Raw genomic sequence first — 17,494 nt, forward strand, 5'->3', positions numbered from 1 at the left:
ATTTTTGCCATTGCAAAATTAAATTTCGCGAACTAAAGTGACGTTTATCAACCACGATGCACATCAATGCAGTTCACTACAATCAACAGGAGATAATGCGATATGTCAGATGCAAAATCAATCTCGACGCACGACTCGCAAAACTCACAAAATCAAACTGTGCTGTTAGACCCGACTCAGTTTGACGCCATTGTTACAGCAATGCTGCCAGCCCTGCAGACAATGATTCGCTCTGCAATGTCCGACACCATGACAGTGAAAGACTTTGCCGCCACTCGCGGCGTTAGCGAGCGTCTGGTCTGGCAATGGCTTGATGAGGGCATTCTTCTTAAAGCTCCGACCAAAGACTTTTCCAACAAAGAGGAAGCGGGTAAACGAAGCCGCACCCTCGTAAACGTAAAAGCATGGCGCGACAAACTGACTCAACAGGCGATTGATTGTCGCTACATCGACCAGCGCACCGCTCTTAACTGAATTTGATTATGCAAGTTAGAGGGAACTTAACCATGTTTGATTTTCAGATTTCCAAACATCCCCACTATGACGATGCGTGTCGTGCTTTCGCTCAGCGTCACAACATGGCGAAGCTGGCCGAACGTGCGGGAATGAATGTTCAGACGTTACGTAACAAGCTCAACCCGGAACAGCCTCACCAGCTCACCCCACCTGAGTTATGGCTGCTGACAGACCTGACCGAAGACTCAGCCTTAGTTGATGGTTTTTTGGCTCAGATTCATTGCCTGCCATGTGTACCGGTCAACGAACTGGCGAAAGACAAACTGCAGTCCTACGTCATGCGTGCTATGCGTGAGCTGGGAGAACTGGCGAGCGGCGCGGTCTCTGATGAGCGACTGACCTCTGCCCGTAAGCACACCATGATTGAAAGCGTTAACTCTGGTATTCGCATGTTGTCTTTGTCGGCACTGGCGCTGCATGCGCGTTTGCAGACCAATCCAGCAATGACGAGCGTTGTCGATACCATGAGCGGTATTGGCGCGTCATTCGGTCTGATTTGAGGTGCTTATGCTGAAAAATGAACCCTCATTCGCGTCTCTGCTCGTTAAGCAAAGCCCCGGCATGCACTTCGGCCACGGCTGGATCGCAGGTAAGGACGGCAAGCGCTGGCACCCGAGCCGCTCACAGGCTGATTTACTGGCTGGCCTGTCCACCAAAAAACAGGGGAAAGCATGGCTATCGAAGCTGTTTCCGCGAATGTTCCGCTAAAGGCGGGTGCGCGTCTGGCTGGTCTCAACCACGTAGCTGAATTACGTGCGAGATATTGGGGCGATAGCTGGAAAGAGGTTAAGCGTTTTGTCGATGATATGCGCGATAAACGCGATCCACAATTTGAAGAAAATACTCGGGCGCTGGCCGCTATTTTCTTTCTGGCAAAAATACCGGCAGCTCGTCATGAGCTCGAATTAAGTGAGCTGACTACTGACGAGAAAAAAGCATTGATTACAGCGATGAATCATTTTCGTGCAGTGGTGAGCTTATTTCCAAAACGGCTAACCATGCCGAATTAATCCAAACAGAAATTTAATGGCGTAAACCCGCCGGGCTTCTTATTGCCCGAAATCAGGAGAAATAAATATGCAGAAAGAACTAACAAACATCTTTGTCGCCGAAAGTGATCCACTCATGGCCGTGATTGATATAGCCAAACGCGAAGAGCGTAAAGGTCGCGCTCTCGCCGTTTCAATCCGTCTTGAGGCTCTGGCAACACATATCGCGAATAAAGGCTTAAGCGGGATTGAAGCGGCAGAACTTCTGCGCCGTGAAGCCACCCGCTATGAAAATGAATCTCAGGAGCTGCACTAATGGCCGACGCAATGGATTTGGTACAACAGCGCGAGCAAGCAGAACGCGAGCGCCTTATAAGCAACGCTCGCAGCCGTATCGCTGCGCCATCTTGTTTCCTCTGCCAAGAATGTGACGCACCAATCCCGGAAGCTCGCCGCATCGCGATTCCGGGCGTGGCATTTTGCGTGACCTGTCAGCAAATCGCTGAGCTCAAACACAAACATTACAGGGGCGTTTAAATGGCGATTCGTATTGAAGTAGGTGACAAATGGGTTATTACCAGCGACCAGTATCAATTCATCCTGAATGAAAAAAAAGTCGTCAAGTCTGGTAAAAAAGCTGGCGAGGAATGGCTCGACACTATCGGCTATTACCCGAAAATTAATCAGCTTATTTCCGGGATGATTCATCACCAAATACATAACTCAGAAATTCAATCCGTCAAAGACATGGCTGACGAAATTGAACGCATCGGTGAACTATGCAATGAAGCATTTGGAGTTTTAAAACCTGTCGAGAAAATTGGTGGTTGCGAGTGGGTGTCATGGAATGAATTAAGTGCTCGCGGTCTTCTCATTCGCATTAACAATGAGATTCTACACCCTATCGGACTGGCTGTTTTTCGTGACCCTAAAACGGGCATATCTCAGGGAGCTTTAATTGCTCCTGATGGGGTGTGGGAATATGACCAGTCAGTTTCCGTGAAGGTGTGATAGTGGGGATTTCTTACGCTTACCCGTGGAATGCTCCACGGCCAGCAATAGCCAGCCCATACCTTACCTATGACCAACAGCATCGCCGCGATCGTATGTTCGCGGCTTTGCTGCATGCAAGAAAGGTGCTTTCTCTGCAGCCTGAGTGCGTGCGTTTTGATGTATACCGCACCGCTGCGGTGCTGGAGCAAAATCAGGGCAGTCAACGAGCCAATGCTTTTTTAATCAGCTTTTGCAAAAAGGCATTGCCGCGTCTGGAACTGGTCGCAAAAAAATACGAGTGCGCGGGCATCGACAGCAAAGTGTCAGCCGCCGTTTTCGGCGGTCATTTCGATACTGAACTAATGCAATATCTGGCGTCACGTATGGTCAATATGGTTGCCAGATATAACCGCCTGCCTGATATGTCGCGTGCCGATATTGACCTGCTAGCCGCTGATATCGCTAATTTCATTCGCTCTGAACTGGCTGACATTGATGACGCCGGGGTTAGCGAGCTCAAAACGCTGTACACCTGGTATATGCGATCCGGTTTTATTTCACTGCAATTTAACGTTACCCCGCCGCATTGGGAGCGAGTGACAAAAAAGTATGTCGGTCAGGATGAGATAGCACCGGCAGTAATGCGCATGTTTAATGAGGTTTGGTGGCGTGGCCGTCTGCGACGTATTGCGTCGTCATGGCGCGAACATCTGCAAATTGCAGTCGGCAACGTCAGCAAGAAACGCCACGCCTACGCGAGTAAAAACTGCGTGACAGACTGGCGCGAGCAAAAGCGCCGCACGCGTGAATTTCTCAAGGGGCTGGATCTCGAAGACGAAGACGGCAACCGCATCAGCTTGATTGAAAAATACGACGGTTCTGTTGCTAACCCTGCGATACGCCGCTGCGAGCTGATGACCCGCATCCGTGGGTTTGAAAATATCTGCAATGAGCTCGGTTATGTCGGGGAGTTTTACACCCTGACCGCGCCGTCTAAATATCACGCCACCACTAAAGCAGGATACCGTAACAGCAAATGGAACGGAGCCAGTCCGTCGGACACACAAAGTTATCTCACAGGACTTTGGGCGCGCATTCGCGCCAAACTGCACCGGGAAGAAATCCGCATTTTCGGCATCCGTGTTGCTGAACCTCATCACGACGGGACGCCTCACTGGCACATGCTTATGTTCATGCTGCCGGAAGACGTTGAGCGCGTGCGCCTCATCATTCGTGATTACGCGTGGGATGAAGACCACCACGAATTGAGAAGCGACAAAGCCAAAAAGGCGCGTTTTCATGCCGAAGCCATCGACCCGGAAAAGGGCAGTGCTACCGGCTATGTTGCTAAATACATCTCAAAAAACATCGACGGCTATGCTCTCGATGGTGAAACCGATGACGAAAGCGGTGAGCTGCTGAAAGAGACAGCTCCAGCAGTTTCAGCATGGGCGGCGCGCTGGCACATCCGTCAGTTTCAGTTTATCGGCGGTGCGCCGGTGACGGTCTACCGTGAGTTGCGTCGCCTCGCTGACACTGAGACCGCGCACGGTCTAAGCGTTGAGTTTGCAGCCGTCCATGATGCCGCCGACGCCGGTGATTGGGCTGGCTACGTTAATGCGCAGGGTGGTCCGTTTGTTCGTCGCGATGATTTGCAGGTGAGAACGCTGTACGAGCCGCGCACCGAGTTTAACCAGTACGGTGAGGAAACAGTCTGCATCCGTGGCGTGTACGATTCCGCTATCGGTACCGGCACCCCGATTTTGACCCGACTAACGCAGTGGAAAATTGTTCCGAAGCGTGCCGTTGATTTGGCCGTTGACGTTAAGGGCGCACCTGCGCCCTCTCGGAGTTCTGTCAATAACTGTACGGGAAGCGAAAGCGATCCACCGATACTGGATTTAACAAAACCTCTGAGTAGACGTGAAAGGCGAGAGCTGACCAACCGACTAAGGACGAAAAAGTCAGTAACACGGCGAAAATTCATCCACGGAACGGATGAGCAAAACGCAGCTGTAGCGAAAACTATCGACGAGATACACCAGACAACCGGCATCAATATCAGTCGGGGTGAAGCCCTGCACCTGATGGCAGGTGGTAAGAGTTGCTTTAACGGTAAATGGTTGCGCGGAACGGCCAAAGGAGAGGTATTTTCCGCAGCCCCATCGCATCAGGCTCAAGCCAGGCGAATTCTAAGCCGAGTTGCGGTTTTAGCCGGGGCGGCTGCGAGAAATGACAGTTAATATCCATCCTTATCATGCACATACAGCGCCATAACGTTTCGTTTTTTTTCTTCCCATCTTTTGCCAATACGTGCTACTGTATAAATATACAGTAACCCTATGGGAGGGATTTCATGGTTGGCGAACATTTCAGCCGAACGCAGCAAAAGTGGGCTTGTGTGCAATTTATTGCCGAGGTATCTCTGATTGCAAACTGCAAACCAACAGACTTAAAGCTCGCGCTCACTCTCATTGCAGACCTTGCAAACAGCGAAAACAACGAAACCGAAGATGATATTTTTTATAAGGCTGAATAGATTATGAGAATTAATATCACGCTGGATAAAGAGCAAAAAATTAGCCAAGCGACGTTGGATGCACTTGAGGCTGAGTTGTACCGCAATCTTCAACCTATTTACCCAAAGACCGCTATTCGCATCCGCAAGGGTTCAGCAAATGGTGTTGAGTTAAGCGGTTTGAAACTGGACGAAGATAAAAAACGAGTAATGGAAATCATGCAGCAGGTATGGGAGGACGATAGCTGGCTGCATTAACAAACTCCGCCGGTGCTGAAACTTGTTTTCAGTACCGGTGGCGTTGAACAACGAGCCCGGCGAGGCGTTAGCATTTCTGGAGGGGTTATGGCGGGTCATGACTTAGATTTTCAGGTGGTCTATCGGGGTAAGACCTTAGAGTATTACCGCCCCGGAGGGTGGGTTTTCTTCCAGCGGCCTAAAGAGTCCGGCGGCGGATACTGGCTGGGGCGAACTTATGATGGCGTTTTTATGATTGAGTACGAGCGACCGGTGTCGCTAAATGATGGTATGGATTTTCTCGCCTCCATGAAAAAAGTCGAGGCAAAAAGCGAGGAATTTGACCCGAATTTTTCGCTTTTTTAGCGGCGCATGCATCAGGTGCATGAGTTTGCATTCGTTTTTGATTCCAGCGTTTGCCAGCCAGCGCCAGCGCTGGCGCGGCTTGGGGCTCCTGATGCACCTGCATTAAAAGCGACCCGTTAAGCGCGCAGGCGAGGCGGGGATAGCACTGCGCGCCAGACGTGGTGACAGGATTTATTTTTGCGCGTCTGTGCGCCTCGTGGTGGTGCGCTGAGTGGTGAGGTTGAATCGAGAGACTGTTGCGGGGTTACGTCGCGTGTGCGGCGTCTGGTGAGGTCTGAGAGCATGCCGCCCGAAGGCGGCATTTTGGGCGGGGTTACTCGGTCTCGATGTTGTAATCTTTAAAGCGGATCACCTCCATACCGAGCCATTCATTGATTTCTTTGAAACGCTCCTGCAGCGGCGTCAGCTCGTTACGCACAAATACCCGTGCAACCTTCTCGATATCGCCCATCGAGCCGATATTTTCAGGCTTGCCGCCCATGAGCTGGAACGGCACGCGGTGCGCATCGAGCAGGTCAGCGGCGCTCACCTTCTTGATATTAAAAAAATCATCCTTCGTGGCGACTTCACTCAGCGGGATAATCTTGATGCCGTCCGGTTTACCGTTAGGAGCATGGAGGAAAATGTTTTTAAAATTTCCCATTCCCTTCGAGTTAGCCATGGCTTTTCGAATTGCTTCAATGTCTGTGCTGTTTTGAGCTGCGTCTGTCACATACATGATGTACCCCGCGTGTGCGCCGTTCTGGTAATACTTGCGGCGATACAGCGTGGCGGACTCATTCAGCCAGGCGGAATTGAGCGCGCTCAGGTATTCCGGCATACCGTAAAGCTCCTGATTGATATCGGGCTCAAGCAGATGGCACACCGAACCGGGTGCGAACTGGTGCGGGTGTGTGTAGTCCGACACGTACCAGTAAACCCCCTCCTCTACTCCCCGGCGAGTGTATTTGGCCGGAGAAGTTTCCAGTTTAAAAAGCTGGCCGGTCACACTCATGCGCTTTTCAAGATAGCCGTTGGCAAACACCAGATAATCAAGCACAAGGCGGCTGAAGTCCTGACGAGACAGCAACGGGTGCGGGATAAAGGTGCTGGCCAGAATGTTGCGCTTTACGTAAATCGGGGAGCTGTGGTGTACGGCTGCGCGCAGGCTTTTTGCCAGTCCCGAGAAGTTGACCGGCGGCTCGTACCATTTGCCGTTATTGATGCATTCGACATAGTCGAGAATGTCGCGGCGATCCAGAACGGGTGACGGCTCACCAAAGGTGAACGCCTCCATTTTCTGCGGCGCGCTGGCCGTCATGTTGGTCTGTTTTGGCTGTTTGTTTTGGCGTTTTTTCATCAGTAGTTAATATCCAGAATTGTAGTTGCTTCCATACCGCTTCCGGCGGAAAGCGGCTCGTTTACCAGCGCATGCATGGTCGCCCACGCGACATCCGCGTGGCTGGCTTCCTCGCTGCGGCTGGCTTCATAGGTGGTGCTGCGGCCGCTGCTGGTCATGGTTTTGCGGATTGCCATAAATGACTGCGTGATGTCGGTCGCCCCGGCGTCGTATTCCAGACACCCGCGGCGAATGGTGTCTTTTGCTTTCAGCACCATTGCGGTTTTCATTTCCGGCGTGTAGCGGATGGCGCGCGCAGCGGGGAAGAATGAGCGCACGAGCTGGTAAACACCCTGGCCGATGCCGGTCGCATCGATGCCGATATAGTCGACGGTGTATTTCTCGGTCAGCGCGCGAATGGCCTCGGCCTGTGCGGCAAAGTCCATGCCTTTCCACTGATGACGCTCAAGGATGCGGAACTTGCCACCGGCAACCAGCGGCGGAGCCAGTACCGCGCATCCGGCGCTGTCGCCGGTGTGTGACGGGTCATAGCCAATCCAGACAGGACGCCAGTTAAACGGACGGTCGGCGAACGGTTCGAAGTCCTCCCATTCTTCCATCGCATCGACCATGCAGCGCTGCAGCTCCTCGAACGGGAATACCGATGCCTTATCGTCGACGAACTCGCACATAAACAGGTTACGGAAGTCATCCGCGCTGTTTTCCTGCTTAAGCTGGTCGAGGTTAAACAGGGTGCAGCCACCGGCGAGCGCGTCCTCAATGGTGACAATCTGCCGCCACTGGCCGTCACCGCATAACATGCCCCCGGCAAGCGCCTGATGACTGATATCAATGTCGACACGTTCGTCGCGGTTGCTGCGGCCACGGTTAAACAGCTCGCCTGACCAGAACGGGTAAGCGCCATGCGCCAGCGTCGACGGGGTCGAAAAATAGGTGGTGCGCAGGTGCGACTGCGAGGCCATACCAGAGGCGACTTTGCGCAGCTTCTGAAAATTGGGGATCCAGAAAATTTCATCGACGTACAGGTCGCCGTTGTGGCTCTGCGCGGTGTTGGAATTGGTACCGAGAAAAATCAGCTCAGCGCCATTGTTGCCGATGACGATCGGGTCGCCTGACAGGTCGACGTCAACCAGACGGGCAAAGGCGATGATGTACTTACGGAACACGTAAGCCTGCGTTTTACTGGCCGACAAAAATATCTGGTTCTGCCCGGTCTTAAGCGCGCGCAGAAGTGACTCGCGCGCAAAGTAGAACGTCGCGCCAATCTGTCGCGATTTCAGGATGTGGCGGATGCGGTGCTCTAACCCCGCTTTATGCCAGCGGAGCTGATAGTCAAACGACTGGTCGAAGAAAATCTCTTCCAGCTTTTCTATCGCTTCATCACTGAAGAAATTGCGTTTCGGCTTTTTGCGATCCCCTCTGTTGCGGCTGGCGATATTGGGGTTTAAATCCACCTCGTTCCCAGTCTGGGCGTAGCGGTTAACGCGCGCGAGCCGCTCCATCTGGCGCGACAGAAAATCAGCGACTTTGAAGTCATGCGCGGTCAGGTCTGGCTTTGCATAGAGCTGAATAAGCCGCGCCTCTAACGTCGACTCCACGCGGTTAATCGGGGCGGTTTCCTCCCATCCATCGCGCTGTTTCCAGCTCTGCACGGTCGGGCGCTTGAGCTGCAGCATGTCGCAGATTTGCGGGACGGCGAACCCCTGCCAGTACAACAGACGTGCCTGTCGTCGCGGGTCATTTAACAGAGAAAGGTCAGTTGAAATGGTCATGCTTGCCTCGTTTTTGGTGTTACGTGGCAAGGCTAAGGAAATGGGGTGTTATTAGCGCTAAGTGCCTGTTGTATCAGATCTAACAGGAGCGCAAGCGGTGGCTGATACGGGTCAGAGTCGGGAAACTAAACCCGACCCGAAAACCCAACATCAGGACACCTGAACAATGGCAAAGAAAGTTTCTAAATGGTTTCGCATCGGCGTCGAGGGTGACACCTGCGATGGCCGCGTCATCAGCGGCGATGATATTCAGGATATGGCCGACACGTTCGACCCGCGCGTCTACGGCTGCCGCATTAACCTCGAACATATCCGGGGGCTGATGCCTGACAGTCCGTTTAAACGCTATGGCGATGTTACAGAGCTTAAGGCGGAGATTATCAGCGATGGCTCTGCGCTCGATGGCAAAAAAGCGCTGTTTGGCAAAATCCAGCCGCTCGACGAACTGGTCAGCATGGTGAAAGCCGGTCAGAAGGTTTACACCTCCATGGAGATCCGCCCGAACTTTGCCAACAGCGGCAAATGTTACCTCGTTGGTCTGGCCGTCACCGATGACCCGGCAAGTCTCGGCACGGAATACCTCGAATTCTGCAGCCGCGCCGCGCAGAACCCGCTCGCCGGTAAAAAAGACCAGCCGGACGACGTTTTCTCTGTGGCCTCACTGGCTGAGCTGGAGTTTGAGGACGTCCCCGACACCATGCTCAACAGCCTGACCGATAAGGTTAAAGCCATTTTTGGCCGTAAGCAGGCCAGCGATGACGCCCGTTTCGCTGATGTGCATGAGGCTGTGACCACCGTCACCGAGCAGGTGCAAACCAATCTCACCGCTACCGACCAGCGCGTCACCGAGCTGGAGACCGCTTTTGCGCAGCTTAAGCAGAACGTGACCAGCAAAGTCGATGAAAACGCGCAGGCGTTTACCTCCCTGAAAAGCTCCCTCGATAACACCGAAAGCCAGCGCCAGCCGCGCCGCGAGCTTTCAAAAGGCGGTACGGGCGACGAGCTGCTGACCAACTGCTGATAACGCGCCGGGCGCGTTGCCCGGCCTGAACCCTTTTACCCGAACAGGAAAAACTATGCGTAAAGATACCCGCTTCAAATTTAATGCCTACCTGACCCGCGTCGCGGAGCTGAACGGTATTTCCACCGATGACGTGGAGAAGAAATTCACCGTCGAGCCGTCGGTCACGCAAACCCTGATGACCACCCTGCAGATGTCATCCGCGTTTCTGACCAAAATCAACATCGTGCCGGTCGACGAGCTGAAAGGCGAAAAAGTCGGGGTTGGCGTTAACGGTACGATTGCGAGCACCGCCGACACCGCCGGTGATGATGAGCGTAAGACCGCTGATTTCACCGCGCTGGAGTCCAATAAATACGAGTGCGACCAGATTAACTTTGACTTCCATATCCGCTACAAACAGCTCGACCTGTGGGCGCGATTCCAGGACTTCCAGACCCGTATCCGTGACGCCATCATCAAACGTCAGTCCCTCGATTTCATCATGGCCGGTTTCAACGGCATCGAGCGCGCGGCGACCTCCGACCGTAAAAAAAATCCACTGCTGCAGGACGTGGCGATCGGCTGGCTGCAGAAGTACCGCAATGAAGCGCCCGCGCGCGTGATGTCAAAAATCACCGACGAAGAAGGTGAGGTGATTTCTGAAGTGATCCGCGTGGGTAAAAACGGCGACTATGCGAACCTCGACGCGCTGGTCATGGATGCCACCGGCAACCTGATTGACGAGATTTATCAGGATGACCCGGAGCTCGTCGTCATCACCGGGCGTAAGCTGATGGCGGATAAATATTTTCCGATCGTCAACAAAGAGCAGGCAAACACCGAGTCGCTGGCCGCTGACATCATCATCAGCCAGAAGCGAATCGGCAACCTGCCAGCCGTGCGCGTGCCTTACTTCCCGGCAGATGCGCTGATGGTGACGCGTCTCGACAACCTGTCTGTCTACTTCATGGATGACGCGCACCGTCGCAGCATCATCGAAAACCCGAAAAAAGACCGCATCGAAAACTACGAGTCAATGAATGTTGACTACGTGGTCGAGGCTTACGCCGCCGGTTGCCTGATTGAAAACATCAAGCTCGGTGACTTCACCGCACCTGCAGCGCCGGAAAGCGGAGAGTAAGCCATGACGAGTCCCGCAGCGCGTCACATGATGCGGGTCTCGGCCTCTGAAACTGCGCAGCGGGCTGCTGTCCCGCTGCGCAATGCAACTGCCTATGAGCAGATGCTCGTTAAGCTGGCCGCAGACAACCGCACGCTAAAACAAATCAGCTCTAAAGAGCGTAAAGCCGCGAAAAAGCGCGAGCTGCTGCCGTTCTACCTGCCGTGGGTGGCTGGCGTCCTCGAAAACGGCAAAGGGGCGCAGGATGACATCGTCATGACGGTGATGCTCTGGCGTCTCGATGCTGACGATATCGCCGGGGCGCTGGAAATAGCCCGTTACGCCATGACCTACGGCCTCACCATGCCGGTCGGTCGCCGTCCGACGCCCTGCCTGCTGGCCGAAGAAGTCGCGCTCGCCGCGCAGCGCCTGTTGACGGCAAAACAACCGGTCGAGCTGGCGAACCTGCTCGACACTCTCGCGCTGACCGAGCGCGCGGATATGCCCGATATCGTGCGTGCGAAGCTGCACAAAATCACCGGCTATGTGTTGCGTGATGCGGAGCAACTGCCGGACGCGCTGGCGCACCTGCAGCGTGCGATCCAGTTAGAAAGCACTATCGGGGTGAAAAAGGATATCGAGCAGTTAGAGCGCCAGCTCAGGCCAAAACCCGAACCGGCACCGAAAACCAAAACGACTAAACCGCGCACGCGCAAGCCTGCCGCCAAACCAGCGGCACGGCGCGGGCGTCCACCAAAGGCGGCAAAAGCCGCAGGTTAACCGAGCGCTCCCCGAGCCGGGCGGCACGCCGGTCAATGCGGGTATCAATTGCCCTGACTGCGACCGGCGTCCACCGCCCACCCATTACCCGAGGTTGTCATGACGACGCTGATTATTGAGCCAAAAAAAGAGCCGCAGGATGTGCCGGGCGTGGTGATACCGCCACCGGGCGTGAGCGAGCCGGTAATCAAAAACACCCCGTTTTTTCCTGACGTTGATCCGAAGCGCGTGCGGGAAGAAATGCGACTGGAGCAGACCGTTTCCCCCGTTCGCCTGCGCCGGGCGATTAAGACCGCAATTGCGGAGACTAACGCGGAGCTGAGCGACTGGCGCGAAAGTCAGCTCGATGCCGGTTACGCCACGCTGGCGGATGTCCCGACCGACGAGCTCGACGGCGAGAGCGTGCGCGTTTTCCACTACTTCAACGCAGTGTGTTCGATGACGACGGCCACGCTGTATGAGCGTTTTCGCGGCGTGGATGCGACCGGCAAAGGGGACAAAAAAGCCGACAGCATCGACAGCACGATAGATGAAATGTGGCGGGATATGCGCTGGTCTGTGGCGCGCATCCAGGACAAAGCGCGCTGCATTGTGGAGCAAATCTGATGAAAGCGTATGCGCTGCAGGGCGACACCCTCGACGCGATTTGCGCCCGGTATTACGGGCGCACCGAGGGCGTGGTCGAAACCGTCTTAGAGGCTAATCCCGGCCTGTCCGAGCTCGGCGTTATCCTGCCGCACGGCACGGCAGTAGAGCTGCCCGAGACCGAGAGCGCGGCCAGAACCGAAACGGTGAATCTATGGGACTGAGTATGGAAAAAATCACCACGTTTATCGCCTACTGGCTGGCCGTGGGGCTGGCGTATGTCGGGGCAATGTCCCCCGAAAAGATGGCGCTTTACGTGGGCGGCGGATGCGCCATTTTTACCGCGCTGACGAACTACTGGTTTAAGCGCAAAACCTATCTCTATCTGACGTCTCTCGGACTCGATAAGGGGGCTATTCGTGAAATCAATCGTTAAACGTTGCAGTGTGGCCGCCGTGCTGGCGCTGGCAGCGCTGATGCCTGACTTTCGTCTGCTTAACACCTCGCCCGAGGGGCTGGCGCTGATTGCCGACCTCGAAGGATGTCGCCTGACGCCTTACCAGTGCAGCGCGGGAGTGTGGACGTCGGGCATCGGCCACACTGCAGGCGTCGTGCCTAAGGGTGAAATCACCGAACGGCAGGCGGCGGCGAACCTTGTCGCGGATGTGCTGAACGTCGAGAAACGTCTGGCGGTATGCGCGCCGGTGAAAATGCCGCAGCAGGTTTACGACGCGCTGGTCAGCTTCTCATTCAATGTGGGAACCGGCGCGGCCTGCCGGTCGACGCTGGTCTCGTTTATCAAGCGCCAGCAATGGCCGCAGGCGTGCGACCAGCTCACCCGCTGGGTTTACGTGAATGGCGAAGTTAACAAAGGGCTGGAAAATCGTCGCGCGCGTGAGCGTGCTTACTGTCTTAAAGGAGTTACTCAATGAAAAAATACTTACGTTCACTGATGTTGGATGCCCTGCTGGCTGTAGTTCTGATTTGGGGGCTGATATCGCCGCAAAGCGCTGCCGTTAACTTTGTGGCCGCATGGGCGCTATTTGGCAGTTTTGTCTGCATTAGTGCGAGCCTCGCCGGTGTGGTCGCCTATGAGCACTGGCTACGAAACACGGGAAAAAGTAATGCCGTCAATCCAGACCTAATGAAGATATTCCGCGCCGTCTTTTGTCGAAAGCCTGCACGGGCGCGCAAGGCATGGTCTCTCATTGTTTTCTCTGCTACGACGGTCTGTTTACTTGGGGCTGGCTGGCTCTTTACAGCTCTGGTCTATCTGCTCTGTGTTCTGGCCTTTAAAGCCGTTCGCGAGACATACCGCCAACGCATTGAGGAGGCGGCTCTGTGTCCAAATTCATTGTGATGTTGATTGCCACAGGTCTGGCACTGGCGACTGTGCTCTGGTTGAGGCATGAGAACGCTAATCTTCGGCGCTCTTTTGACCGGGCGAATAAGGTCGCGACCGAACAAAAAACCGCGATCGGAATGCTGAAAAATCAGCTTTCCGTTTCGCAGGGAATTGCCAGGCGAAATGAAACCGCGCAGGTCAGTTTACGCGGCGAACTGCTGGCCGCCGGTGCAATGGCCGTGCGACGTGAAGAAACCATTACGAGGCTGATAAATGAGAATGAAACCTTACGCCGCTGGTATAGCGCTGAGCTGCCTGATGTTGTGCGTCGGCTGCACACCCGCGCCGCCTGCGCCTCCGCCGGTCATTGTTTACAGCGCCTGCCCGAAGGTGAGCTATTGCCCGATGCCGGGAAGCGACCCGGCCACTAATGGCGATCTGAGCGCCGACATTCGCAGGCTTGAGCACGCGCTCGCCGCCTGCGCGCTGCAGGTTGAAACTATCAAAGACTGTCAGGATAAACTCGATGAAGAAAGCACGCAGCCTGCGCGAAGCGCTGATTAAAGCCGTTCCGCAGCTTGAAACAAACCCCGAAATGATGCGCATCTTTGCCGATGAGGGGAATATCGATGCGCGGCTCGCGGCCTCGCTGTCGCATGAGAAAATTTACACCCTGAATGTGATCGTGTGTGACTTTGTGGGCGACCCTGACCTGATTTTCGTGCCGGTGGCCGCATGGCTCAGGGAAAACCAGCCGGATATCTGCACACTCGATGACGGCCGCAAAAAGGGCTACCGTTTCCAGATGGATTTGAACGACGGGGACAGCGTCGATATCAGCATCAGCCTGCAGCTCACCGAGCGCACCATCATCAAAGAGGAAAACGGCGCGCTGCACGTAAGCTATGCCCCTGAGCCGCCGCTGCCGGAGCCCGTCACCCGGCCAAAAGAGCTCTATATCAATGGCGAACTGGTGAGCAAATGGGATGAGTGAATTTAAGCCCTTTGACGACCGGCTCAATGGTCTGATTACTGCCCTGTCACCGGCTGCGCGCCGCAAGCTGGCCGGAGAGATAGCAAAGGAGCTGCGCAAGTCGCAACAGCAACGTATCAAGCTGCAGAAAGCCCCGGACGGCTCGCCTTATCAGGCGCGAAAGCGTCAGCCTCTCAGGGCTAAGACCGGACGGATTAAACGGGCGATGTTCCAGAAGCTCAGGACAAGCCGGTACATGAAAGCCACTGGCCGCGAAAACAGCGCCGTGGTGGAATTTACCGGCAAGGTGCAGCGCATCGCGCGTGTCCATCAGCTCGGGCTAAAAGACCGCCCTAACCCGCACAGCCGTGACGTGCAGTATGCGGCGCGCCAGCTACTCGGATTCAGCCGGGAAGATAAACAGCTCGTCGAGACGCTGATAATTAAACACCTCACTCTCTGAGCGTTGTCACAACAACCACAAAACACCGTTTCATTGCCGCTTGCCTCGCCCGGCGGCATCCTTTCCCCATGAATAATCTAAATTCTCTGCAGGAAATCGCACGCGCGATCCGCAACCTTATCCGCACCGGCATCGTGACCGACGTCGACCACGACGAGGGGCTTTGTCGTGTCCAGACCGGCGGCATGGAAACCACCTGGCTGAACTGGCTAACCTGCCGCGCCGGTCGCTCGCGCGTATGGTGGGCGCCATCCGTTGGCGAGCAGGTGCTTTTGCTTGCTGTCGGCGGCGAGCTCGATACGGCGTTTGTGCTGCCCGGCATTTTCTCGGATGACCATCCCGCGCCGTCTGCCTCCCCTGATGCGCTTCATGTTTCCTTTCCTGACGGGGCGGTTATCGAGTACGAGCCCGAAAACGGCGCGCTCACCGTGTCAGGCATCAAAACCGCAGACGTCACCGCGTCTGAGTCCATTACGGCCACCGTGCCGGTGGTGCTGGTGAAAGCGTCGAGCCGCATCACGCTCGATACGCCGGAGGTGGTGTGCACCAACAAGCTGACAACCGGCACGCTCGAAGTGAAGAACGGCGGGAAGATGAGCGGGAACATCGAGCATACCGGCGGGACGCTGAAATCAAACGGCGTGCAGGTGGATAACCACGCGCACGGCAACGTACAGAGCGGCGGAAGCTGGACTAAGGGGACGCAATGACGGTGCGTTATCTGGGAATGAACGGCCAGACCGGCCTCAGTATCTCTGAGGTTGAGCATATCCGGCAAAGCGTGCGCGACATTCTGGTCACGCCGGTTGGGTCGCGCGTCATGCGCCGTGAATACGGCTCGCTCCTGTCGCAGATGATTGACCAGCCGCAGACCCCGGCGCTGCGCCTGCAGATTATGGCCGCGTGCTATTCCGCGATCCAGAAGTGGGAGCCACGCGTCAGCCTCACGACCATCACCTTTGAACGGTCGGAGACCGACGGCGGGCTGTATGTCGACATCACCGGCACCCGCTCCACCGGCGGCCAGCCTTTTTCACTCACCATTCCACTGAGTTAAACGCTATGGCAATTGTTGACCTTAACCAGCTCGCCGCGCCCGACGTGGTGGAAGAACTGGACTATGAAACCATCCTGAGCGAACGAAAGGCGACGCTCGTCTCACTTTATCCCGAGGAACAACAGGAGGCAGTCGCGCGCACGCTGACGCTCGAATCAGAGCCGCTGGTGAAGCTGCTGCAGGAAAACGCCTACCGGGAAGTTATCTGGCGACAGCGCGTCAACGAGTCCGCACGCGCGGTCATGCTGGCCTACGCCACCGGCGCAGACCTCGACCAGATAGGCGGAAATTACAACGTCGAGCGCCTTGTCATCACGCCTGCAGACGACACGACGTTACCGCCGACGCCTGCCGTGATGGAGTCGGACACCGACTATCGGCTGCGCATACAACAGGCATTTGAGGGGCTGAGTACCGCAGGCTCTACCGGCTCCTATCAGTTTCATGGCCGCAGCGCTGACGGGCGGGTCGCCGATATTTCGGTCATCAGTCCCGAGCCTGCGTGTGTCACGGTCACGGTGCTGTCCCGCGAAAATAACGGGATAGCTTCTGACGAGCTGCTCGCCATCGTGCGTACCGCGCTGAACGATGAGGACGTCAGGCCGGTCGCTGACCGCGTGACCGTGCAGTCGGCGAACATTGTCGACTATAAAATCACCGCATCGCTTTACCTTTACCCTGGCCCCGAAAGCGAGCCGGTGCTCAGTGCGGCGAAAACTAAGCTGCAGGCGTATATCACTGCGCAGCACCGGCTCGGGCGCGATATCCGCAAATCAGCGATTTATGCCGCGCTCCACGTCGAAGGCGTGCAGCGTGTCGAGCTGGCAGAACCGGTGGCCGACATCGTGCTCGATGACACGCAGGCGTCATGGTGCAGCGAGTACAGCGTGACTATCGGGGGCAACGATGAATGATACCCGCCTGCTGCCGGTGGGCTCGTCGCCGCTTGAGGTGGCGGCGGCGCGCGCCTGCGCTGAGATTGAAAATACCCCCGTTCCGCTGCGCCGTCTCTGGAGCCCCGATAACTGCCCGGCAAATTTGCTGCCGTGGTTGGCGTGGGCGTTTTCCGTTGACCGCTGGGATGAGAACTGGCCGGAGGCCACAAAGCGGGATGTGATCCGCGCGGCGTGGTTTATCCATGCGCACAAAGGAACGATTGGTGCTGTGCGTCGCGTGGTGGAGCCGCTCGGCTACCTGATTAACGTGTCCGAGTGGTGGGAAACTAACGACCCGCCCGGCACGTTTCGCCTCGATATCGGTGTGTTAGAGACCGGCATCACCGAGGAAATGTATTACGAGATGGAGCGGCTCATCGCGGATGCCAAACCAGCCAGCCGCCACCTTATCGGCCTGACTATCATTCAGGACATTCCCGGCAACCTCTACACCGGAGCCCTGACCTATGACGGCGACATCATCACGGTTTATCCCGGATAAG

At 55.6% G+C, this 17,494-nt stretch carries 28 protein-coding genes and 1 pseudogene; 27 read left to right on the forward strand and 2 right to left on the reverse strand.

Annotated elements, in window-relative coordinates; all coding sequences use genetic code 11:
* Positions 1–102: 102 nt before the first annotated feature.
* The 11 genes and pseudogenes from L370_RS20605 to L370_RS20565 all read left to right on the forward strand — a co-directional run bounded on the left by L370_RS20605 (position 103) and on the right by L370_RS20565 (position 5,619).
* Positions 103–474 carry a hypothetical protein gene (locus tag L370_RS20605; protein ID WP_023333086.1) on the forward strand — a complete coding sequence of 124 codons (372 nt, stop codon included), beginning with the start codon at positions 103–105 and terminating at the stop codon, positions 472–474.
* A 32-nt stretch (positions 475–506) separates the two neighbouring features.
* On the forward strand, positions 507–1,016 hold the full coding sequence (locus L370_RS20600) for a phage regulatory CII family protein (RefSeq protein ID WP_023333087.1): 510 nt from the start codon (positions 507–509) through the stop codon (positions 1,014–1,016).
* Positions 1,017–1,023: 7 nt separating this feature from the next.
* Complete coding sequence (locus L370_RS22380) at positions 1,024–1,224, forward strand: phage filamentation protein Fil family protein (protein WP_023333088.1); 201 nt, start codon at positions 1,024–1,026, stop codon at positions 1,222–1,224.
* Positions 1,188–1,526, forward strand: coding sequence for a DUF5347 domain-containing protein (locus tag L370_RS20595; protein ID WP_023333089.1), 339 nt, complete (start codon positions 1,188–1,190; stop codon positions 1,524–1,526). The genes L370_RS22380 and L370_RS20595 overlap by 37 nt, the downstream gene beginning before the upstream one ends.
* 67 nt (positions 1,527–1,593) lie before the next feature.
* Positions 1,594–1,821 (forward strand): DUF2732 family protein, encoded by a 228-nt coding sequence (locus L370_RS20590; RefSeq protein WP_023333090.1) that lies wholly within the window; start codon positions 1,594–1,596, stop codon positions 1,819–1,821.
* Complete coding sequence (locus L370_RS20585) at positions 1,821–2,042, forward strand: TraR/DksA family transcriptional regulator (protein ID WP_023333091.1); 222 nt, start codon at positions 1,821–1,823, stop codon at positions 2,040–2,042. The genes L370_RS20590 and L370_RS20585 overlap by 1 nt, the downstream gene beginning before the upstream one ends.
* Positions 2,043–2,300: pseudogene (locus L370_RS0121695) on the forward strand (DUF5405 family protein); the annotation flags it as partial. It lies immediately after the preceding gene.
* Between the two features lie 311 nt (positions 2,301–2,611).
* On the forward strand, positions 2,612–4,741 hold the full coding sequence (locus L370_RS20580) for a replication endonuclease (protein ID WP_023333093.1): 2,130 nt from the start codon (positions 2,612–2,614) through the stop codon (positions 4,739–4,741).
* Between the two features lie 113 nt (positions 4,742–4,854).
* The gene (locus L370_RS20575) at positions 4,855–5,037 is read left to right on the forward strand and encodes a hypothetical protein (RefSeq protein WP_023209082.1); all 183 of its coding nucleotides are present in this window, start codon (positions 4,855–4,857) and stop codon (positions 5,035–5,037) included.
* A 3-nt stretch (positions 5,038–5,040) separates the two neighbouring features.
* Positions 5,041–5,274: a DinI family protein gene (locus L370_RS20570; RefSeq protein ID WP_001222154.1), complete on the forward strand. Its 234-nt coding sequence runs from the start codon at positions 5,041–5,043 to the stop codon at positions 5,272–5,274.
* 87 nt (positions 5,275–5,361) lie between these two features.
* Positions 5,362–5,619 carry a hypothetical protein gene (locus L370_RS20565; protein WP_023333094.1) on the forward strand — a complete coding sequence of 86 codons (258 nt, stop codon included), beginning with the start codon at positions 5,362–5,364 and terminating at the stop codon, positions 5,617–5,619.
* A gap of 313 nt (positions 5,620–5,932) precedes the next feature.
* On the opposite strand, the gene L370_RS20560 is transcribed toward L370_RS20565, so the two are convergent.
* Both L370_RS20560 and L370_RS20555 read right to left on the reverse strand, forming a co-directional pair.
* Positions 5,933–6,958 carry a phage portal protein gene (locus L370_RS20560; protein WP_023333095.1) on the reverse strand — a complete coding sequence of 342 codons (1,026 nt, stop codon included), beginning with the start codon at positions 6,956–6,958 and terminating at the stop codon, positions 5,933–5,935.
* A complete protein-coding gene (locus tag L370_RS20555; RefSeq protein WP_023333096.1) occupies positions 6,958–8,730 on the reverse strand; it encodes a terminase ATPase subunit family protein in 1,773 nt (590 codons plus the stop codon). The genes L370_RS20560 and L370_RS20555 overlap by 1 nt, the downstream gene beginning before the upstream one ends.
* A gap of 166 nt (positions 8,731–8,896) precedes the next feature.
* Here L370_RS20555 and L370_RS20550 point away from each other — a divergent pair, with 166 nt between their 5' ends.
* From L370_RS20550 to L370_RS20475, 16 genes are all read left to right on the forward strand, one after another.
* Positions 8,897–9,751 (forward strand): GPO family capsid scaffolding protein, encoded by an 855-nt coding sequence (locus tag L370_RS20550; protein ID WP_023333097.1) that lies wholly within the window; start codon positions 8,897–8,899, stop codon positions 9,749–9,751.
* Positions 9,752–9,806: 55 nt separating this feature from the next.
* A complete protein-coding gene (locus L370_RS20545) occupies positions 9,807–10,874 on the forward strand; it encodes a phage major capsid protein, P2 family (RefSeq protein WP_023333098.1) in 1,068 nt (355 codons plus the stop codon).
* Positions 10,875–10,877: 3 nt separating this feature from the next.
* Positions 10,878–11,633: a phage terminase small subunit gene (locus L370_RS20540; protein WP_023333099.1), complete on the forward strand. Its 756-nt coding sequence runs from the start codon at positions 10,878–10,880 to the stop codon at positions 11,631–11,633.
* Positions 11,634–11,732: 99 nt separating this feature from the next.
* Complete coding sequence (locus tag L370_RS20535; RefSeq protein ID WP_023333100.1) at positions 11,733–12,239, forward strand: head completion/stabilization protein; 507 nt, start codon at positions 11,733–11,735, stop codon at positions 12,237–12,239.
* Positions 12,239–12,442 (forward strand): tail protein X, encoded by a 204-nt coding sequence (locus L370_RS20530; protein WP_023333101.1) that lies wholly within the window; start codon positions 12,239–12,241, stop codon positions 12,440–12,442. The genes L370_RS20535 and L370_RS20530 overlap by 1 nt, the downstream gene beginning before the upstream one ends.
* On the forward strand, positions 12,433–12,654 hold the full coding sequence (locus L370_RS20525) for a hypothetical protein (RefSeq protein ID WP_001354073.1): 222 nt from the start codon (positions 12,433–12,435) through the stop codon (positions 12,652–12,654). Before L370_RS20530 ends, L370_RS20525 begins: the two co-directional genes overlap by 10 nt.
* On the forward strand, positions 12,638–13,150 hold the full coding sequence (locus tag L370_RS20520; RefSeq protein WP_023333102.1) for a lysozyme: 513 nt from the start codon (positions 12,638–12,640) through the stop codon (positions 13,148–13,150). Before L370_RS20525 ends, L370_RS20520 begins: the two co-directional genes overlap by 17 nt.
* A complete protein-coding gene (locus L370_RS20515) occupies positions 13,147–13,578 on the forward strand; it encodes a DNZ54_00345 family protein (protein WP_023333103.1) in 432 nt (143 codons plus the stop codon). The genes L370_RS20520 and L370_RS20515 overlap by 4 nt, the downstream gene beginning before the upstream one ends.
* Positions 13,578–13,994: an Rz-like lysis system protein LysB gene (lysB, locus tag L370_RS23645; RefSeq protein ID WP_032666499.1), complete on the forward strand. Its 417-nt coding sequence runs from the start codon at positions 13,578–13,580 to the stop codon at positions 13,992–13,994. The genes L370_RS20515 and lysB overlap by 1 nt, the downstream gene beginning before the upstream one ends.
* Positions 13,882–14,127, forward strand: a complete 246-nt coding sequence (lysC, locus tag L370_RS20505; protein WP_080297781.1) for an Rz1-like lysis system protein LysC — start codon at positions 13,882–13,884, stop codon at positions 14,125–14,127. The genes lysB and lysC overlap by 113 nt, the downstream gene beginning before the upstream one ends.
* Positions 14,090–14,557 (forward strand): phage tail protein, encoded by a 468-nt coding sequence (locus L370_RS20500; RefSeq protein WP_023333106.1) that lies wholly within the window; start codon positions 14,090–14,092, stop codon positions 14,555–14,557. The genes lysC and L370_RS20500 overlap by 38 nt, the downstream gene beginning before the upstream one ends.
* Positions 14,550–14,999 (forward strand): phage virion morphogenesis protein, encoded by a 450-nt coding sequence (locus tag L370_RS20495; RefSeq protein WP_023333107.1) that lies wholly within the window; start codon positions 14,550–14,552, stop codon positions 14,997–14,999. Before L370_RS20500 ends, L370_RS20495 begins: the two co-directional genes overlap by 8 nt.
* Positions 15,000–15,067: 68 nt before the next feature.
* Positions 15,068–15,709, forward strand: a complete 642-nt coding sequence (locus L370_RS20490) for a phage baseplate assembly protein V (RefSeq protein ID WP_023333108.1) — start codon at positions 15,068–15,070, stop codon at positions 15,707–15,709.
* Positions 15,706–16,056: a GPW/gp25 family protein gene (locus tag L370_RS20485; RefSeq protein ID WP_023333109.1), complete on the forward strand. Its 351-nt coding sequence runs from the start codon at positions 15,706–15,708 to the stop codon at positions 16,054–16,056. Before L370_RS20490 ends, L370_RS20485 begins: the two co-directional genes overlap by 4 nt.
* A 5-nt stretch (positions 16,057–16,061) precedes the next feature.
* A complete protein-coding gene (locus tag L370_RS20480; protein WP_023333110.1) occupies positions 16,062–16,970 on the forward strand; it encodes a baseplate assembly protein in 909 nt (302 codons plus the stop codon).
* Positions 16,963–17,493 carry a phage tail protein I gene (locus tag L370_RS20475; RefSeq protein ID WP_023333111.1) on the forward strand — a complete coding sequence of 177 codons (531 nt, stop codon included), beginning with the start codon at positions 16,963–16,965 and terminating at the stop codon, positions 17,491–17,493. The genes L370_RS20480 and L370_RS20475 overlap by 8 nt, the downstream gene beginning before the upstream one ends.
* Position 17,494: the final 1 nt, after the last annotated feature.

Source organism: Enterobacter sp. MGH 24 (genome assembly GCF_000493015.1).
GTDB lineage: Bacteria > Pseudomonadota > Gammaproteobacteria > Enterobacterales > Enterobacteriaceae > Enterobacter.

Excerpts from the sequence above, each read along its gene's own strand:
- L370_RS20550 (WP_023333097.1), top strand. The coding sequence starts at position 8,897 with ATGGCAAAGAAAGTTTCTAAATGGTTTCGCATCGGCGTCGAGGGTGAC.
- L370_RS20555 (WP_023333096.1), bottom strand. The coding sequence starts at position 8,730 with ATGACCATTTCAACTGACCTTTCTCTGTTAAATGACCCGCGACGACAG.
- L370_RS22380 (WP_023333088.1), top strand. The coding sequence starts at position 1,024 with ATGCTGAAAAATGAACCCTCATTCGCGTCTCTGCTCGTTAAGCAAAGC.
- L370_RS20590 (WP_023333090.1), top strand. The coding sequence starts at position 1,594 with ATGCAGAAAGAACTAACAAACATCTTTGTCGCCGAAAGTGATCCACTC.
- L370_RS20595 (WP_023333089.1), top strand. The coding sequence starts at position 1,188 with ATGGCTATCGAAGCTGTTTCCGCGAATGTTCCGCTAAAGGCGGGTGCG.
- L370_RS20575 (WP_023209082.1), top strand. The coding sequence starts at position 4,855 with ATGGTTGGCGAACATTTCAGCCGAACGCAGCAAAAGTGGGCTTGTGTG.
- L370_RS20515 (WP_023333103.1), top strand. The coding sequence starts at position 13,147 with ATGAAAAAATACTTACGTTCACTGATGTTGGATGCCCTGCTGGCTGTA.
- L370_RS20540 (WP_023333099.1), top strand. The coding sequence starts at position 10,878 with ATGACGAGTCCCGCAGCGCGTCACATGATGCGGGTCTCGGCCTCTGAA.
- L370_RS20600 (WP_023333087.1), top strand. The coding sequence starts at position 507 with ATGTTTGATTTTCAGATTTCCAAACATCCCCACTATGACGATGCGTGT.
- L370_RS20475 (WP_023333111.1), top strand. The coding sequence starts at position 16,963 with ATGAATGATACCCGCCTGCTGCCGGTGGGCTCGTCGCCGCTTGAGGTG.
- L370_RS20490 (WP_023333108.1), top strand. The coding sequence starts at position 15,068 with ATGAATAATCTAAATTCTCTGCAGGAAATCGCACGCGCGATCCGCAAC.
- L370_RS20495 (WP_023333107.1), top strand. The coding sequence starts at position 14,550 with ATGAGTGAATTTAAGCCCTTTGACGACCGGCTCAATGGTCTGATTACT.
- L370_RS20480 (WP_023333110.1), top strand. The coding sequence starts at position 16,062 with ATGGCAATTGTTGACCTTAACCAGCTCGCCGCGCCCGACGTGGTGGAA.
- L370_RS20485 (WP_023333109.1), top strand. The coding sequence starts at position 15,706 with ATGACGGTGCGTTATCTGGGAATGAACGGCCAGACCGGCCTCAGTATC.
- L370_RS20545 (WP_023333098.1), top strand. The coding sequence starts at position 9,807 with ATGCGTAAAGATACCCGCTTCAAATTTAATGCCTACCTGACCCGCGTC.
- L370_RS20500 (WP_023333106.1), top strand. The coding sequence starts at position 14,090 with ATGAAGAAAGCACGCAGCCTGCGCGAAGCGCTGATTAAAGCCGTTCCG.
- L370_RS20525 (WP_001354073.1), top strand. The coding sequence starts at position 12,433 with ATGGGACTGAGTATGGAAAAAATCACCACGTTTATCGCCTACTGGCTG.
- L370_RS20605 (WP_023333086.1), top strand. The coding sequence starts at position 103 with ATGTCAGATGCAAAATCAATCTCGACGCACGACTCGCAAAACTCACAA.
- lysC (WP_080297781.1), top strand. The coding sequence starts at position 13,882 with ATGTTGTGCGTCGGCTGCACACCCGCGCCGCCTGCGCCTCCGCCGGTC.
- L370_RS20535 (WP_023333100.1), top strand. The coding sequence starts at position 11,733 with ATGACGACGCTGATTATTGAGCCAAAAAAAGAGCCGCAGGATGTGCCG.
- lysB (WP_032666499.1), top strand. The coding sequence starts at position 13,578 with ATGTTGATTGCCACAGGTCTGGCACTGGCGACTGTGCTCTGGTTGAGG.
- L370_RS20585 (WP_023333091.1), top strand. The coding sequence starts at position 1,821 with ATGGCCGACGCAATGGATTTGGTACAACAGCGCGAGCAAGCAGAACGC.
- L370_RS20570 (WP_001222154.1), top strand. The coding sequence starts at position 5,041 with ATGAGAATTAATATCACGCTGGATAAAGAGCAAAAAATTAGCCAAGCG.
- L370_RS20565 (WP_023333094.1), top strand. The coding sequence starts at position 5,362 with ATGGCGGGTCATGACTTAGATTTTCAGGTGGTCTATCGGGGTAAGACC.
- L370_RS20560 (WP_023333095.1), bottom strand. The coding sequence starts at position 6,958 with ATGAAAAAACGCCAAAACAAACAGCCAAAACAGACCAACATGACGGCC.
- L370_RS20580 (WP_023333093.1), top strand. The coding sequence starts at position 2,612 with ATGTTCGCGGCTTTGCTGCATGCAAGAAAGGTGCTTTCTCTGCAGCCT.
- L370_RS20530 (WP_023333101.1), top strand. The coding sequence starts at position 12,239 with ATGAAAGCGTATGCGCTGCAGGGCGACACCCTCGACGCGATTTGCGCC.